Source organism: Alkalibacterium iburiense (assembly GCF_039521845.1).
GTDB classification, from domain to species: domain Bacteria; phylum Bacillota; class Bacilli; order Lactobacillales; family Carnobacteriaceae_A; genus Alkalibacterium; species Alkalibacterium iburiense.
This window is the reverse complement of the sequence record NZ_BAAACW010000027.1, coordinates 18,191-33,610: the sequence shown is the minus strand read 5'-3', so window position 1 is coordinate 33,610 and position 15,420 is coordinate 18,191. Positions and strand designations below refer to the sequence as shown.

17 protein-coding genes, 1 pseudogene and 1 riboswitch are annotated in these 15,420 nt (G+C 41.4%); of the genes and pseudogenes, 5 read left to right on the top strand and 13 right to left on the bottom strand.

What is annotated here, in order from left to right:
* The 5 genes from ABDZ53_RS02440 to ABDZ53_RS02420 all read right to left on the bottom strand — a co-directional run.
* Positions 1-618, bottom strand: a 618-nt coding sequence (locus ABDZ53_RS02440; protein WP_343753633.1) for a mechanosensitive ion channel, incomplete at its 3' end; no start/stop codon positions are given.
* Between the two features lie 137 nt (positions 619-755).
* Positions 756-1,484, bottom strand: a complete 729-nt coding sequence (locus ABDZ53_RS02435; protein WP_343753631.1) for a DegV family protein — start codon at positions 1,482-1,484, stop codon at positions 756-758.
* Entirely contained in the window at positions 1,484-1,633 is a 150-nt protein-coding gene (locus tag ABDZ53_RS02430) for a DegV family protein (RefSeq protein ID WP_343753629.1), read from the bottom strand. The genes ABDZ53_RS02435 and ABDZ53_RS02430 overlap by 1 nt, the downstream gene beginning before the upstream one ends.
* 22 nt (positions 1,634-1,655) lie before the next feature.
* Positions 1,656-2,228, bottom strand: a complete 573-nt coding sequence (locus tag ABDZ53_RS02425) for a hypothetical protein (RefSeq protein WP_343753628.1) — start codon at positions 2,226-2,228, stop codon at positions 1,656-1,658.
* 38 nt (positions 2,229-2,266) lie between these two features.
* On the bottom strand, positions 2,267-2,548 hold the full coding sequence (locus ABDZ53_RS02420) for a DUF503 domain-containing protein (protein WP_343753626.1): 282 nt from the start codon (positions 2,546-2,548) through the stop codon (positions 2,267-2,269).
* Between the two features lie 238 nt (positions 2,549-2,786).
* On the opposite strand from ABDZ53_RS02420, the gene ABDZ53_RS02415 reads away from it, so the two are divergent.
* From ABDZ53_RS02415 to ABDZ53_RS02395, 5 genes and pseudogenes are all read left to right on the top strand, one after another.
* Positions 2,787-3,089 (top strand): hypothetical protein, encoded by a 303-nt coding sequence (locus ABDZ53_RS02415; RefSeq protein WP_343753624.1) that lies wholly within the window; start codon positions 2,787-2,789, stop codon positions 3,087-3,089.
* Positions 3,090-3,104: 15 nt separating this feature from the next.
* Positions 3,105-3,995, top strand: a pseudogene (locus ABDZ53_RS02410) (ClC family H(+)/Cl(-) exchange transporter); the annotation flags it as partial.
* Positions 3,996-4,025: 30 nt separating this feature from the next.
* Positions 4,026-4,313, top strand: coding sequence for a TrkA C-terminal domain-containing protein (locus ABDZ53_RS02405; protein ID WP_343753655.1), 288 nt, complete (start codon positions 4,026-4,028; stop codon positions 4,311-4,313).
* Between the two features lie 46 nt (positions 4,314-4,359).
* Positions 4,360-5,901, top strand: a complete 1,542-nt coding sequence (locus ABDZ53_RS02400; RefSeq protein ID WP_343753622.1) for a ClC family H(+)/Cl(-) exchange transporter — start codon at positions 4,360-4,362, stop codon at positions 5,899-5,901.
* 101 nt (positions 5,902-6,002) lie between these two features.
* Positions 6,003-6,935 carry a DUF368 domain-containing protein gene (locus tag ABDZ53_RS02395; protein ID WP_343753620.1) on the top strand — a complete coding sequence of 311 codons (933 nt, stop codon included), beginning with the start codon at positions 6,003-6,005 and terminating at the stop codon, positions 6,933-6,935.
* Positions 6,936-7,445: 510 nt separating this feature from the next.
* On the opposite strand, the gene ABDZ53_RS02390 is transcribed toward ABDZ53_RS02395, so the two are convergent.
* The 8 genes from ABDZ53_RS02390 to gcvH form a co-directional block, all read right to left on the bottom strand.
* Complete coding sequence (locus ABDZ53_RS02390; protein WP_343753617.1) at positions 7,446-7,976, bottom strand: YbhB/YbcL family Raf kinase inhibitor-like protein; 531 nt, start codon at positions 7,974-7,976, stop codon at positions 7,446-7,448.
* 37 nt (positions 7,977-8,013) lie between these two features.
* Entirely contained in the window at positions 8,014-8,526 is a 513-nt protein-coding gene (locus tag ABDZ53_RS02385; RefSeq protein ID WP_343753614.1) for an O-acetyl-ADP-ribose deacetylase, read from the bottom strand.
* A 96-nt stretch (positions 8,527-8,622) separates the two neighbouring features.
* Positions 8,623-10,344, bottom strand: a complete 1,722-nt coding sequence (locus tag ABDZ53_RS02380) for a Na+/H+ antiporter NhaC family protein (RefSeq protein ID WP_343753612.1) — start codon at positions 10,342-10,344, stop codon at positions 8,623-8,625.
* 69 nt (positions 10,345-10,413) lie between these two features.
* Positions 10,414-10,582, bottom strand: a riboswitch (Lysine riboswitch).
* A 92-nt stretch (positions 10,583-10,674) separates the two neighbouring features.
* Complete coding sequence (locus tag ABDZ53_RS02375; protein WP_343753609.1) at positions 10,675-11,169, bottom strand: nucleoside 2-deoxyribosyltransferase; 495 nt, start codon at positions 11,167-11,169, stop codon at positions 10,675-10,677.
* A gap of 93 nt (positions 11,170-11,262) precedes the next feature.
* Complete coding sequence (locus ABDZ53_RS02370; RefSeq protein WP_343753607.1) at positions 11,263-12,048, bottom strand: SDR family oxidoreductase; 786 nt, start codon at positions 12,046-12,048, stop codon at positions 11,263-11,265.
* A 27-nt stretch (positions 12,049-12,075) separates the two neighbouring features.
* Positions 12,076-13,542, bottom strand: coding sequence for an aminomethyl-transferring glycine dehydrogenase subunit GcvPB (gene gcvPB / locus ABDZ53_RS02365; protein ID WP_343753605.1), 1,467 nt, complete (start codon positions 13,540-13,542; stop codon positions 12,076-12,078).
* The gene (gene gcvPA / locus ABDZ53_RS02360; protein ID WP_343753603.1) at positions 13,539-14,897 is read right to left on the bottom strand and encodes an aminomethyl-transferring glycine dehydrogenase subunit GcvPA; all 1,359 of its coding nucleotides are present in this window, start codon (positions 14,895-14,897) and stop codon (positions 13,539-13,541) included. The genes gcvPB and gcvPA overlap by 4 nt, the downstream gene beginning before the upstream one ends.
* Positions 14,898-15,030: 133 nt before the next feature.
* Positions 15,031-15,417, bottom strand: coding sequence for a glycine cleavage system protein GcvH (gcvH, locus tag ABDZ53_RS02355; RefSeq protein WP_343753601.1), 387 nt, complete (start codon positions 15,415-15,417; stop codon positions 15,031-15,033).
* Positions 15,418-15,420 lie beyond the last annotated feature (3 nt).

Sequence of the window (15,420 nt, the reverse complement as noted above, 5' to 3'; positions counted from 1 at the left end):
ATCACTTACTGGTTGAGCAATGGTTTGAATATCTAATACATCCAATGCAGCTAAAACGACTGGAATGATGATTAAGAAGTATACAATGTTAGCTAATACATTCGCAATCGTTGATTTGTTCTCCTGGACAGCTGATGTATCGGCTGATCCTGTCAGTTTATTGAGGAATCTGTCTAAATTAGCAGCTACTGCAAGGTTATACACCAAGTTCTTGACGAATTTAGCGGCGTAGAAACCGAGTACTAATATAACTAGTGCCCCAATGATATTAGGTAGATAAGCTAAAGCCGTATCCATCATATTCTGAATCGGTTGTCCAATCGTGTCTAAACCGAATGTGGCAAAGATACCTGGTAAAAAGAGTACCCATACAAGGAAGTAGCCCACTTTACCTAAAGCATCAACCATTGAGTTTCCTTGTTCCTCTGTATTAGCTGCACCCCAATTCTGTAAGCGACTGGCCAATCCCGTTGCTTCCAACCCTTTAACGATAGCTTTCTTAACCAATGTCGCTACAAGCCAAGCTACTAGAATAAGAACTATTCCCATAATTAAATTTGGCAGAAAGTCGACAAAGCTGTTAAAGCCTCGTTGTAACGAATCTCCGAACTCGTTCATTTTATCAAACTCCTTTTCCTTTATTTTATTAACAACTTTAGTATAGCTAAGAAGAAATAAAAGGACAAATATAATGCATTATAGAAGGTATAAATATGTAAAACCTCCCCATTTGATAAAAATGAGGAGGTTTACTGTTAAGAATTGAGATACATATAGGTTTCTGGTTTTGAGTCGTAATAAAATACGCCTACCCCGCCTAAGCCTAAATGGGCTGAAAGTAAGGCTCCCACTTCAAAAATCTGAACGGTTGCTTCAAAAAGAGCGTCTTTAATTAGATTTTCTAATTTCTGTGCATTTTCCAAATCATTCACGTGGCTAATTCCGATAAGCTGGTCAGTAAAATCACCGACACCCTTTTGAACATCTTGGACAATCCGTTTATAAATTCTGTCTTTCCCACGGACGAGTCTCTTTAAGTATATCCCTGTGTCGTTAATCGATAGATAAGGCTTGATACTCAGCGCATCACCGGTAGCACCCGCTACTTTAGGTAAACGACCGCTTTTAACCAGCCACTTTAGATTGTCTAGCGTAAAGTGATAATGAATATGTTTCGTGCTTTCTTGGGTTATGGACACAATCGTCTCATAATCCATTCCCTGTTTCGCCATCTCCAAAGCTTGTAAGGTCAGAAGTGCGCCTCCGCCCGCTCCCCCTTCTGAATCAATGACCGTAATCTTCATATCAGGATAGTTCAATAAATATTCATTGACTATCGCTTCAGCCACATTCACCGTTCCAGAGACCTTACTGGTTAAGGCAATGTAAATGATATCTTCTCCTTTAGCACGTGAGTTATCCAAGACTTTAAGAACCGTTTCAGGAGACACCTGTGATGTCTTGGGTACATTGCCTTTCTTCATTAATCATGGACTTCCTCTAATTGAATTTCTTCTTGGTCCAAATAACTTTTATCCTTTAATATAATACTTAAGGGCAAGAAACCATAATCATATGTCTCTCTCATAAAGTCGTTCTGGTCAATACCGGAATCTATTAGTATGCGTATCATTCGCTACTCGCCTGTTCTGATTTTACAATAAGTCAGCTACTTCTTTTACTGTCAAGTTATCATCATAGTATCTATTCCAAACAGCTGTTAAATGTTCAGCTGAATAACTCCCAAAAATAGCCACTTGCCTGTCTTTCCATTCTTTCAGTATGCTTTCTTTTTTAGTTCTTTCGTCTGATGCTTCAGAAGTGACTGGTGTCATTGACTCTTGCCATACCGCTTTTATTTCATCTGGAATAATGAAAAGGTACGTATCCGCTTCTTTTGAAACAAAGAAAAAGCCTTTTTCAATCAATGGAACAAAAGCTTGAATAGCGCCCAACTTCTCTAAACGGTAAACTTGACTGTCTGTATCTGGCAAATGTGAAAAAACGTCTTCTAAAATCTCTGCATAAATCGTTGACGCTTGGTCTATAACGCTTTCTTGCACCGCAGCTATGATTTTATCTTTTTTCCAGCTTTTCTTAGTTTCTGCATGGAGTTCTTTTGCCAACTCGTTGAGCTGATCTTTAGTATAGCTCTTCAATAAACTTCCTAAATCTGTCTCTAAGTCTTTTGTTTTAACTAACTGTACCTCTATCTGTATATCTGACATGCTTATTTCTCCTCAACTTCTATTCCTTGTGCCTTTATTTAAGCAATAATCCATTCGTGATCAATGATTTCAATTTCATAAAAATCTTCAATATCTCTTAATGCCGCTTCAATTTTCTTCTGACAAAGCTGTCGATTACTTCCAACAACGCCTAGTCCAATGACTGCTTTATTATGCATGTCCCACTCATCCACCTCGGCCGTTGTTAAATGGTGCTTATTTTGTGTCCGATGAAGGATACTTTTGACTGTACTTCTTTTGTCCTTTAAAGAATAAGAATCAAATATCAATATTGATAGTTTAATACCCATTAAAATCATGGTGAGTCCCCTCTCGAACAGCAGGTATGCCGCTTTCGTATAATCCTTACTTACTAAATCCTAGCATTCTTTTAATCAATTCGCAATAAACACTAAGAGATTCTTCACTTTCAACAGTTTATTGTAATCTTCTCATTTCCCTCTTCTCTTCATTGCTTTTTAAGCTTAAATTCGCTATCTTAGTACTATTGAAAAGAAACCTATAGTCATTAATTAAATGGTATTAAAGGAGTTTGTTATGAAGTCGATTCGTCAGTTTGATTGGTCTAAAATTTCTTATGTGGCTAAAGGCACCCTTGTCGGTGTGCTAGCCGGATTAATTATCAGCCTCTTCCGTGTAGGCATTGAACTCACTTTGACCTTCGTCAGAGACGTTTATCGTTTTTTAAACGATGAGCCTATTTGGATAATCGGGTGGATAGTCGTCATGTTAATCACGGCTCTTATTGTTGCTTTACTCATAAGAGACGAGCCGGATATTAAAGGGTCAGGTATTCAGGATGTTGAAGGCCAGTTGCACGGCATGATTCAGTTAAAATGATTTTCCGTTCTCTGGAGAAAATTTATAGGTGGAATACTGTCCATCGGCTCTGGACTAGCCTTAGGTCGAGAAGGGCCATCTATACAATTAGGTGGAGCCATAGGACAAGGGGTCAGTCATTTCCTTAAAGGAAACGACTCTGAAAAGAATGTGTTGATATCAGCCGGTTCCAGTGCCGGTTTAGCTGCGGCTTTCAATGCCCCTGTGTCAGGCATCATGTTTATATTGGAAGAAGTGCATCATAAATTTACTGGTGTACTCTTGTTAACTGCTTTCTCAGCTTCCATTACAGCTAATTTCGTTGCCTACCAGATTTTCGGTGTGCAACCTGCCTTAGATTTGGGCGCCCTAGTCAAGTTTCCCTTAGAACATTACTTACACTTAGTGTTGATGGGAGGGTTTCTGGCAGTGGCTGGGTGGGCCTATCAGGAAGTGTTGTTTTATGTCCCAAAATTGTACCGGAAACTGCCTATACCTAATTACTTGCATGGAACCATTCCTTTTTTACTTGTTATTCCAGTCGGTCTGTTTTTCCCTCTGATGCTGGGAGGCGGAACAGGGATTGTCACACTTATTAGTGGCGCACGTTACTCCACTCTCTTCCTATTAGGTATTTTCCTTTTCCGCTTTATTTTTTCTCATATATCGTATGGATCTGGTTTGCCGGGTGGTATTTTCATACCTGTATTGAGTTTAGGGGCCATTTTAGGCGCCATTTATGGGAATGGGGCTTTGCACTTAATGGGTGTTGAAGATGCTTTAATTAGAAGCTTTGTCATTTATGCGATGGGTGGGTATTTAACAGCTGTCACCAAAGCTCCTTTAACAGCCGTTATGCTAATTACTGAAATGACCGGTACCATTACGCAACTCATGCCTTTGGCCATTGTCTGTTTAAGTTCGTATATCATTGCTGACTTTATTGGAGTAGATCCGGTGTATGAAACGTTATTGAACAATAAAGTGAATTTTGTTCCTAAAGTTTTTCAAGGTGAAATTAAAGAATTCTCTGTATTAATAGAAACAAACAGCCATTTAGACGGCATGATGATTCGTCACACTCGCTTACCTTATGGAGCAAAAGTCTCTAAAGTCAAACGCCACAGCAACGAGTTTGTGCCACATAAAGATAGTATTTTAATGGCTGGAGATGAGCTGACGATTACTACAGATAGTGGCTTTGTTTCAGAAGTTAAAAAACATCTTGATGGGTTAAATAAATAATCAGATACCGCCTTTTTGTAAAATAGGCGACATGAGGAGAAATATTATGTATCGTTTAAAGTTAATTGATTGGTCAAAAATCAATTATGTGATGAAAGGCATACTTGTAGGAGCAGTAGCCGGGATAGTGGTTAGTGCCTTTAGAATGGCTATCTATTCCATTTTGAACAGTATGCCGCTGGTGTACGACTGGTTGAGAGACACCCCCTTGGGCATTATTGCCTGGACTCTTTTTCTCCTGTTCATCGCTTTTATCGTTATCCTTTTAGTTCGCGACGAACCACATATTGAAGGCAATGGAGTCGCAGAATTAAAAGGACAATTAATCGGCACTTTAAAATTAAACTGGTTTTCTGTGTTATGGCGGAAGTTTGTGGCCAGTACCCTGGTATTAGGTTTAGGGATTCCTGTCGGACGAGAAGGGCCGTCTATCCAAATCGGTGGAATGGTCGGTCAAGGGCTGAACCGTTTATTAAAAGGAAACAAAACGCAGGAGAACATCTTTATATCAAGTGGAGCCGCAGCTGGTTTGTCAGCTGCTTTTAATGCGCCTTTATCCGGTTTTGTCATTATACTGGAAGAAGTGCACCACCGCTTTTCAGGTATTCTTATTCTATCCGTTTTTTCAGCCTCTATTACGGCTTCTTTCTTTGCTTTTTACTTATTTGGCTCGCAACCCGCTCTGGATTTCGGAGTGGTCTCTGCTTTTCCGCTCAGGTATTTCCTTTACTTAGCCGGGTTAGGTATACTCTTAGCATGTGGAGGCTGGGTGTTCCAGAAAACCTTATTTAAAGTGGTGCCCAAAGTTTTTGCCTGGCTGCCGATTCCGAGATACTTACATGGTTTCATTCCCTTTCTCCTTTTAATCCCTACCGGATTATTCTGGACAGATATGTTAGGTGGAGGAACCAGCGTGATCATGTCTATCGCTTCGACGCCTACACCAACGACAGTACTGCTGGCTATTCTGATTTTCCGATTCTTACTTTTTAATATCGGTTACGGATCAGGTATTCCTGCGGGCATTTTAGTGCCCAGTCTGGCTTTTGGTGCTATATTAGGAGGCATTTACGGCAATGCAGTCATTCAGCTGACGGGGTTGGAAGAGCCTTTCGTTCGAAACTTTGTCATTTATGCCATGGGAGGCTTCTTTACTGCCACGACTAAAGCTCCTTTGACGGGTATCGTGTTGATCACGGAACTCACGGGGTCTATTACCCAGATGATGCCTATCTCTATCGTGTGTCTGACAGCCTATGTCGTAGCCGATATGATCGGCCTGGAGCCAAGCGATGAAGTGACCTTATATAATAAAACACGTCGCCTTCCCACCGTGTTCCAAGGAAAATTGACTCATATCGATGTCTTTGTTGAACCGAACAGCTACTTAGACGGTCGATTAATGAATCAAGTGCAACTGCCTTATAACGCTAAAGTGGTGCGCATTAGACGCCATGACAATGAATTCATGCCGCACCGAGATACTGTCCTCCTTCCAGGAGATGAACTCCAAATTGCCAGTGACAATGGATTCGTCAATGAAGTGAAGAAATATATAGCAAAAGTGAATGACCATATTTATATTTAACGAAACTATTAAATTTTTGCAAACCCGCGTCAAGGAGTTATGCTTCTCTTGTGAATGTGCTAAAATAAGAGAAGCATTTTTTTATAAAGAAGGAGAAACGTATGAACTATATTTGGACTATTATTAAAGGCATGTTTTTAGGTATCGCAAACGTCATACCTGGTGTTTCTGGTGGAACAATGGCCGTTTCATTTGGTATCTATGATGACTTGATTCACGCTATCACACACCTTAGGAAAGAATGGAAATCGAGTTTGAAAGTATTAGTACCTATTGGTTTGAGTGCCGTATTTGGTATTATCGCTTTTTCTTTCCTGATTGAATGGTTACTCGATCACTACACCTTGTACACAGCTTTTGCTTTTGTCGGACTTATTCTAGGCGGTCTGCCTCTTTTAATCAGTTCCTTCAGAGACAGTTTAAAAGCAGAACAGAAAAAGGTTAATGTCTTGCATCTGTTCCTTTTTATTGCTTTCTTCATCATCGTTGCTTGGATGGGTATAGCAGAAGTGTCTGGCAGTGGCAATCAATCCGTTGAATTAAGCTTCGGTCTTGTTGTGGCCTTGTTTTTCGTCGGACTTGTATCCGCCGCGGCTATGGTTATTCCAGGGATAAGCGGGTCCCTTTTAATGCTTATTCTAGGCTTTTACTATACGGTCATCAATACCATCAACCAGTTCACAGCAGCCTTAACGTCATTAGATTTCAATGCCCTTGTTCCCGCTACTCTTTTATTGGCTGGATTTGGCATAGGCATGATAGTTGGTGTGATTATTATTAGTAAGATTATTGATTATTTATTTAAAAATCAGCCTGGCTACACCTATGCGGCAATATTGGGACTGGTCTTTGCTTCTCCTGTAGCTGTTATAGCAAACACTCAAGCTTTAGCTGATTTAAATCAGGGTAACACGGTTCTGATGCTGCTTATTGCTTTAGTTTTACTAGCGGTGTGTTTCTACTTTGCTTATGCTATCGGATTAAAAGAAAATACAACGGCAGAAATTCCTGAAGAATCGAAACATTCTTTATAAAAGGGTGAAATAAACCTTTTGTATAGTGTGGTACTAATATGTTGGACATGAGAGACAGACCTCAGACGGTCTGTCTCTTTTTTAACTTCAGTAAAGACCACCCATATATTTGTGCAGTAAAAAATGAGTTTCACCCTCATTGAATCGTGTTTTATATTCTGGTATGAGGATGAAGCTGACTTTCCCTATCATACCGACATTTTAAAAAAACTCGTATAATAAGGATAGGGCGTCTCCCTATCATTCCACCTTTTTTAAAACCTTCATATGATGCGGATAGTCCTTTTCCCCTTCATTCTAAAGCTATAGTTACACTCATATGATGTGGTGTGCTACTCTCTCGGTTGATTTGGGTAAAATACGCTCGCTTTATCTGAAATATCGTACAAATGGATAGTAAGTATCGTTGTAAAATTTCTTTCTTAGATAAAAAAGTCCCCTTAAAGTGAGATGTCAGGTCCAACTTTAAGAGGAATCTTATCACATTTTTTTATGAATTATCTGCCTTTATTATGGGCTAGAACCTTCCACTACCGTTACCGCACGGCCAATGACATGGGCATTCATTTCAAAGTTGACGACATTCGGAGTCGTATCTTCGCCTACTTCCAATTTTTCTGTATTAAGTGCCGACACGACCATAAAGTAGCGATGGGTTTCTCCTGCTGGTGGAGCCGCGCCCACATAGCCTTTAAAACCGGCATCATTGGGCATATTGAGTGCTCCTTTAGGCACTCTGTCTCCCTCTTCATTTCCTGCATCTGCTTCTATTCCACCTAAATCACCTGGGATATTAATCATCGTCCAATGCCAATAGCCTCCGAGAGTCGGTGCATCAGGATCGTAAACTTGAACGACAAAACTACGGGTTCCTGAAGGAACGTTATCAAACGCTAAAGCTGGTGACTGGTCTTTACCTCCTTCGACGCCCATTTTTCCTGAATAATGAACTGGTTTGAATGTCTGATCCGGTGTCACGTCTGTCGCTTGTACATCAAATGAGGTCACTTCTGGTAAACGCACTAACGGGTCTCTTGTCATCTTTTTCTTCCTCCTTAGGCTTTTATACTCTCACCACTTAACTCTCTATTTCTGACAGTTTTTTCTTATATATCTTTTCTGTTTGATCATCAAAGACTGAAAATACGACCTTCTCTATTTCATCGGAATCTTTTGTTAGTTGAACAACTGTATCCACGGCAATCTCAGCTGCTTCTTCAATAGGGTACCGATACGCTCCTGTACTAATGGATGGAAAAGCTATCGACTTGATGTGATGTTCGCGAGCTAACTTTATACTGTTTTCATAGCAGGCTTTTAATAACTCAGCCTCTCCTCTTGTGCCGTCATTATAAACCGGTCCAACCGTATGAATGACATAATCAGCAGGCAAATTGAAGCCTTCTGTTAACTTCGCTTCACCTGTTTCAGCACCGTTGAGTTTTTGACAGGCTTCTTTTAATTCCGGTCCAGCAGCGCGATGAATCGCTCCATCCACTCCCCCTCCACCTAATAAACTCTTATTGGCTGCATTGACAATGGCATCCACTTCTAACGTCGTGATGTCTCCTTTGACTACTTCCCACTTCATAAAAAGGCCTCCTTCATGATGACTCTTAAGGTCAGTGTACCGACTCCCTTATTTTTGAGCAAATAAAAAGCCCGGTTTTCACCGGACTTCCTTGTGTTAGATCGTTTCTGTTGTATCTACTTTTGTTCCCAGTATATAAACGGCTGCTACAACGGCTAAGAAAGCGAGTGGCAGAACAATCCAGATGGAAAGATTGAAAGCAGACGGAATGTATCCAAATACAATGGAAATCACTCCAATAGTCAGAGCATAAGGCAGCTGTGTGGTCACATGGTCCAACAGATTGGAACCTGCTCCCATGGATGACAGAATCGTTGTATCGGAAATCGGTGAGGAATGGTCTCCGAAAATCGCACCTGTTAAAACGGCCCCCACTGACATGACAATGAATTCCGGATTATCAGGCTGCATAGCTGTCGCTAATGGAATGGCCAGAGGCATAAGAATCCCCATCGTTCCGTAAGATGTCCCTGTTGAAAAAGAAATAATCGCTCCGAATACAAAGATAAGAGTAGGTAATAAAAATGGCGGCATAGTGTCTCCCAATAAAGAGACCAAGTAATCTGCTGTTCCCAGGTCATTCATGATACCGGATAGTGACCAGGCTAAGAGTAAAATTACTCCTGTAATGATAAGTGTTTTCATACCCGATACCCATATGTCTATGCCTTTCCCAAAGGTAAAGTGTCCTTGTATAACTCCCATAATTAAAGCAATGATGCTAGAAATTAAAGCGGCTTGAAATAAAACAACCGATGCATCTGAGAGTCCAAAGGTTTCTCTTATAGCCGCAAAAGAGAACGGACTGGTTTGAATCAATTGAATCAAGGCTGTATTATCCGAAGCCAAAATAACTTGACGTCCATTCGTATAAAAACCGATGAAACTAAATACGATTAAAGCTCCGATGGGAACAAGGGCATTCCATACAGATAACTTCCCTTTTGCTGTAACTTCTGTTTCTTCGTCTTCTCCTTCAAGTGAAGAGCCCTCCGCAATCAACTGACCGGTGTCGCGTGCTCGCTCTTGCGCTTTTTTCATTGACCCGAATTCTCTCAAGGTAATCGAAGTCAATACAACGAAAAAGAGCATTAAAATGTTATAGAAACGGTAAGGAATCGTTTGTAAGAACACACCGTAAGCATTGACGTTCTGCCCTATGGACTGGTAGGCATCATTAATTAAACCGACTTCGTAGCCAATCCAAGTAGAGATTAAAGCAATCCCGGCAACAGGTGCGGCCGTCGCGTCCACTATAAAGGCCAAACGCTCTCGAGACATATTCATTTTATCAGAAACCGGACGCATGATTGGACCGACAATGAGGGCATTGGCGTAGTCATCGAAAAAGATGAGTAATCCTAATACCCAGGTAATGAGTTGAGTACTAATAGGGCCTTTAGCTTTTTTTGCCAGACTTTCAGCCACAGCTCTGGCTCCGCCTGAGCTGGTAATTAAAGCAATCAATCCCCCGATGGTCAATACTTGAAGGATAATCCCCGCATTCCAAGGATCAGCTAGTGAGTTAAGAACATAATCCACGATGTCCGTAAATCCTAATACTAACCCGCTTATCAGTCTCGCGCCTGTCGCATACTGAACAATAACGGTTCCTGAAAATATACCCACAAATAAAGACAAAACAACGTTCTTTGTCACAAAGGCTAATATGATAGCAATGAGAGGCGGAATCAACGTGACTGGTCCCAATGTGCTAGCCAGTGTCGTCGCTTCTGCTTCTTGTGCCAAAACCGGTGTGGGAATAAATAGTGCGATAGCTGAGACAAACAAAATCAGCTTTAATAATCGATGTTTCATGTGTAATCTCCTTTAGTTCAAATTAAAAAGCATCTAAGGCACACTCTCCTTAAATGCTTTCAGGCATGTATTAAGGATAGTGCTCCACGGAATCCGTGACAGGTATACGCTTCTTAAACGGATACCCAGGAAAGGGAGCGGCAATCCCTAACCTTCGGCGAAAAACCCTTTCTTCTTTCTTCAACGGCTGGCCAGCCTCTGAAAAAGTACTCTTATTTTTCGCGCCTCTATCTTTTTATATTATTTATCAACGCATTGTATTTTACCGTGCGCACACTCATTTTTCAATAGTATTTCCAATTTCTCATTATAAACCGTGTTTTTCTCATTTTAGTCTTCTAACAGGTCTTCCATTATTTTTAAGAGCTCGTCCGTTGTTCGCACGATGCTTCCACGTTTTTTCACTAAACCAACTGTGTACAGGTTAATGTAAGAAAAAGGGGATTCAGCTACCTCATCTAAAGCTTTTACTTTTTCCTGATTATCGTTTAAGCCTTGTCTAATATCTGAGTACACACCAATAATCGGTTTATTCATAGAATAGAAATAGCCAATTTCAGAGGCTACTCCGGCATCAATCGTTAGACCATCTAAGATTGCAATCAGAATATCTGATTCTTCTAAATAGTGATTGTCGCCATCCGCAATTTGAATGCTGTTGGCATAGTTGGCTTTATCATTAATCGCCGCATTTTCTTGCGGCAGGTAAATAGATAGTTTTTCTCCAAACTGTTCTCTTAATCGCTTCACGACATGAGCATTGTACAGTTGTTCCATTTCTGAAAATAATGGAGAGGCAAAATAGATTTTCTTTGTATCTGTCATGGATGGTTTCCTCTTTCTGTCTGTTTTCTTGAAAAAATCTGCTCTTCACTATTCGATGAGCAGATTTTTCCGATTTATTTCAGTTCGTTATACTTAATAAGTTTCAATCATCGCGCCGTCCACAAGGATGGCTTGACCACTCACATAGGTGTTGGCGTAAGACACGAGAAAGGCGGCGAGTTTAGCAAACTCTTCTGGAGTCCCGTAGCGGCCAACTGGAATGTTCTCTTCAAAACGGCGCTTAATGTCTTCAAGAGGCACCCCTTGTTTTTCTGACCGTGTTTCATCCAAGCTATCAATGCGGTCGGTCTGGATACGACCCGCTCCAATAGTATTGACCAAAATACCGTCTGGACCGAGTTCTCTGGCTAATGTTTTAGACAGTCCCTGAATCCCCATTCTAAAGGCGTTAGATAAAAGCAAGCCATCAATCGGCTGCTTAATGGATGAAGAAGCATTATTTAAAATACGCCCTTTGGTTTCTTTTAAATCCGGCAAGACAGCGCGGGTCACACGGACGTAACCAAGCAAGGTTAAATCAAAAGCTTTTTGCCAATCTGCATCGGTCAAATCTTCAAACTTTCCAGCTGTCGGTCCACCCGAGTTGTTGACTAGCATGTTTATTTTACCGAATTTTGAACGGGTGGTTTCAACTAAAGTCTCAATACTTCTAGCATCTGTCATATCGGCTATCACGTAACTGACTTTTCCTTTAGCCACTGTTTCAATATCCGCTTTCGCGGCTTCTAATTTATCTTTATTGCGACTGGTCAGCATCACGTTGGCTCCTTCAGCCGCCAACTCTTTAGCTATCGCTTTTCCTAATCCTGAACTCGAGGCCATGACTAGGGCGTTCTTTCCTGTTATATGAAGATCCATCATTATCCTCCTTGTGAGTTTAACTATTTAGTCTTCTTTTTGGTAAACGACTATCGGTTTTCTAGCAGCTGTCACTTCGTCTAAACGGGTAACGGCTTTCGTATAAGGGGCTCCTGTCACGAGCTCTGGATTTTCTTCAGCGTCTTTGGCAATTTCGATTAAGGCATCCGCAAACTCGTCCAAGGTTTCTTTGGCTTCCGTTTCAGTCGGTTCTATCATAAGCGCCTCTTCTACAATGAGCGGGAAGTAAACTGTAGGCGAATAGAACCCGTAATCCAACAGACGCTTGGCAATATCTGTTGTTCTCACGCCGAGTTTTTTCTGGCGATTGCCACTCAGGACAAACTCATGTTTACATAAAGAAGGATACGGTGAATCATAATAGGGTTCTAAACGCGCCTTCAAATAGTTCGCATGTAATACAGCATCTTCTGACACTTGCTGCAAACCTTCCGCTCCCATGCTCTTAATATAAGCGTAGGCTCGAACGTTGACTCCAAAGTTTCCATGGTAGCCCTTCACGCGTCCAATGGCTTGGGGATGGTTGCGGGTTATTTTGTACGTCTCTCCTTCTTTTTCAATTCGAGGAGACGGCATGAAGTCTTTCAAGTAGTCTACCACACCAATAGGACCGGATCCCGGTCCGCCTCCTCCATGAGGCGTACTGAAGGTTTTATGGAGGTTCAAGTGAACCACATCAAAGCCCATTTCTGCAGGAGAAGCTTTGCCTAAGATGGCATTGGCGTTAGCCCCGTCATAGTAAAGCAGTCCGCCTGCTTCATGGACAATCTTGGCAATTTCTATAATATCCACTTCAAATAAACCAAGCGTGTTGGGATTGGTCAGCATTAAACCGGCTGTATCTGGTCCAACCGCTTCTTTCAATGCATCCACTCCGACACGTCCTTGTTCATTGGACTTAATTTCAACAACATCATACCCAGCAACTACCGCACTGGCCGGGTTGGTTCCATGAGCCGAGTCAGGAACTAATATTTTTCGTCTCTGCTCTCCTTCTCCATTGGCTTCGTGATACGCTTTAAAAATCAGTAATCCGGCCCACTCGCCTTGAGCACCCGCAGCGGGCTGAAGAGATATGGCATCCATTCCGGTGACCTGCTTCAAATCTTCTTGCAGGTTATACATTAACTCTAAAGCACCCTGAGCGGTTTCTTCCGGTTGCAACGGATGAATATGCGCAAAGCCACTGTAACGGGCAATGTCTTCATTAATTTTAGGGTTATATTTCATCGTACACGAACCGAGTGGATAAAAGCCTGTTTCAATCCCAAAGTTTTTATTGGATAAGCGTGTATAATGACGCATCACTTGAAGTTCAGACACTTCAGGCAGTTCAGCCGGTTCCTCTCTCATCACATGAGTGGGAAGAACCTGAGATAAGTCGGTCTGTTCAATAGAAGATTCTGGAAGACTGTAAGCTTTTCTTCCTTTTCGAGACAGTTCAAATATTAAGGGATCTTGTTTTACAGTCATTTTCCTTCCTCCTCTGTTAAAGCGTTTATAAAGGCATCCATTTCTTCTTTCGTGCGTTTTTCAGTCACGCAGACTAACATGGCGTTCTCAGTATCCAGTTCTTCGGACACATCCAAACCACCAATCATATTATTCTTTAGTAAGGCTTGATTGACTTCTTGAACAGGTCGATTCAATTGGACAACAAATTCATTAAAGAACGTATCTTGAGATAAGATAGTCAATCCTTTGTTAGCCAATTGGTTTTTGACATAGTGAGCGTGGTTAATATTTTGCTGAGCCATCTCCTGCAGGCCTTCTTTTCCAACGGCCGATAAAAAGACAGAAGTTGCCAGCGCAGTCAGTGCCTGATTGGAACTCATATTGGACGTCGCTTTTTCACGACGGATATGCTGTTCCCGTGTCTGTAAGGTCATGACAAAGCCGCGTTTCCCTTCCGAATCCACTGTTTGTCCCACAATCCGACTAGGCACTTTACGCATGTATTTTTTCTTAACCGCAAAATACCCGCAGTGTGGTCCGCCGTAACTCATAGGCAAGCCAATCGGTTGCGTGTCTCCAACGACAATATCCGCTCCCAGTTTTCCTGGAGCTTCTAGAATAGCTAAAGCTAAAGGATTAGCCATGACAATCAGCAAGGCTTTCGTTCCTTCCAGCACGTCTTTTACCGCTTTTAAATCTTCAATGGTTCCGAAGAAGTTCGGATACTGAATAATCACAGCGGCAGTGTCTTCTGAGATCTGTTCTTTTAATTTCTCTAAATCCGTTTGGTTATCAGTTAAAGGTACTTCTTCGACATCATATTCCATGCCGTAAGCATAAGTCTGAATCACTTCTTTTGCTTGCGGATGCAACGCTTTTGAGTAAAGAACCTGTTGTTTTTTCGTCACGGAAGTCGCGAGATTACACGCTTCTCCTAAAGAGGTAAAGCCATCGTACAAGCTGGAGTTAGCCACATCCATTCCGGTCAGTTCACACATCATGGACTGGAATTCAAATAAGGCCTGCAGTTCACCCTGACTGGCTTCAGGCTGATAAGGCGTATAAGCTGTCATAAACTCTGAACGCAGTAAGACATGGTTCACAATGCTTGGAACGTAATGATCGTAGACGCCTCCACCTAGGAAATAAGCGTGAGTGTCTGTTGTACTGTTTTTTTCAGCTAAAGCTTTCATATGTTTAATTAAGGCTTGTTCACTTAATGCTTCATCAATCTGAACAGCGGCTTCTTTCTCAGCACGCGTTGATTGAGGAATATCTGAAAACAGGTCTTTGATTGATGAGACACCAATGGTCTCAAGCATCTCTTTTCGGTCCTGTTCAGTTGTTGGTAAGTAACGGTGTTGTTTAGTCAATGCGGTCACTCCTTAGTGTGCAATCTCATTTTACTTAATTTCTCCTGTGTCCGGAATGTTTCCAAAAACAGGGGGTGACATAAAAAGAGCAGAAAAAAGAGAGTCTTTACACTCTCCTTTTTCTACAGGTTTTTTAAAGGGTCTCTATATACTCCTCGTAAGCTTTTGAGTCGAGTAAGCGAGATACATCTACTGCCTCATTGGCTTGAACTTCAATTAACCAGCCTTCTCCAAATGGCGATTCATTCAGTAATTCCGGCTCATCTTCCAGATTCGTATTCACTTTAGCAACGTTCCCGCTGACAGGAGAATAGATTTCTGACGTCGATTTAACGGATTCAACTGTCGCAAATTCCGCTTCCGCTTCTGTTGCATCATTCACTTCCGGCAATTCGACAAACACAATATCGCCTAACTGCTCAACTGCGTAATCTGTAATGCCGATACGAACATAATCTTCGCTCACTAATTCAATCCATTCGTGCTCTTCTGTAAAGTATAACTTTTCTTTATCTACCATGTT

Excerpts from the sequence above, each read along its gene's own strand:
- gcvPB (WP_343753605.1), bottom strand. The coding sequence starts at position 13,542 with ATGACTGTAAAACAAGATCCCTTAATATTTGAACTGTCTCGAAAAGGA.
- ABDZ53_RS02395 (WP_343753620.1), top strand. The coding sequence starts at position 6,003 with ATGAACTATATTTGGACTATTATTAAAGGCATGTTTTTAGGTATCGCA.
- ABDZ53_RS02370 (WP_343753607.1), bottom strand. The coding sequence starts at position 12,048 with ATGGATCTTCATATAACAGGAAAGAACGCCCTAGTCATGGCCTCGAGT.
- ABDZ53_RS02390 (WP_343753617.1), bottom strand. The coding sequence starts at position 7,976 with ATGACAAGAGACCCGTTAGTGCGTTTACCAGAAGTGACCTCATTTGAT.
- ABDZ53_RS02420 (WP_343753626.1), bottom strand. The coding sequence starts at position 2,548 with ATGATTTTAATGGGTATTAAACTATCAATATTGATATTTGATTCTTAT.
- ABDZ53_RS02400 (WP_343753622.1), top strand. The coding sequence starts at position 4,360 with ATGTATCGTTTAAAGTTAATTGATTGGTCAAAAATCAATTATGTGATG.
- ABDZ53_RS02425 (WP_343753628.1), bottom strand. The coding sequence starts at position 2,228 with ATGTCAGATATACAGATAGAGGTACAGTTAGTTAAAACAAAAGACTTA.
- gcvH (WP_343753601.1), bottom strand. The coding sequence starts at position 15,417 with ATGGTAGATAAAGAAAAGTTATACTTTACAGAAGAGCACGAATGGATT.
- ABDZ53_RS02415 (WP_343753624.1), top strand. The coding sequence starts at position 2,787 with ATGAAGTCGATTCGTCAGTTTGATTGGTCTAAAATTTCTTATGTGGCT.
- ABDZ53_RS02385 (WP_343753614.1), bottom strand. The coding sequence starts at position 8,526 with ATGAAGTGGGAAGTAGTCAAAGGAGACATCACGACGTTAGAAGTGGAT.
- ABDZ53_RS02430 (WP_343753629.1), bottom strand. The coding sequence starts at position 1,633 with ATGATACGCATACTAATAGATTCCGGTATTGACCAGAACGACTTTATG.
- ABDZ53_RS02375 (WP_343753609.1), bottom strand. The coding sequence starts at position 11,169 with ATGACAGATACAAAGAAAATCTATTTTGCCTCTCCATTATTTTCAGAA.
- ABDZ53_RS02435 (WP_343753631.1), bottom strand. The coding sequence starts at position 1,484 with ATGAAGAAAGGCAATGTACCCAAGACATCACAGGTGTCTCCTGAAACG.
- ABDZ53_RS02380 (WP_343753612.1), bottom strand. The coding sequence starts at position 10,344 with ATGAAACATCGATTATTAAAGCTGATTTTGTTTGTCTCAGCTATCGCA.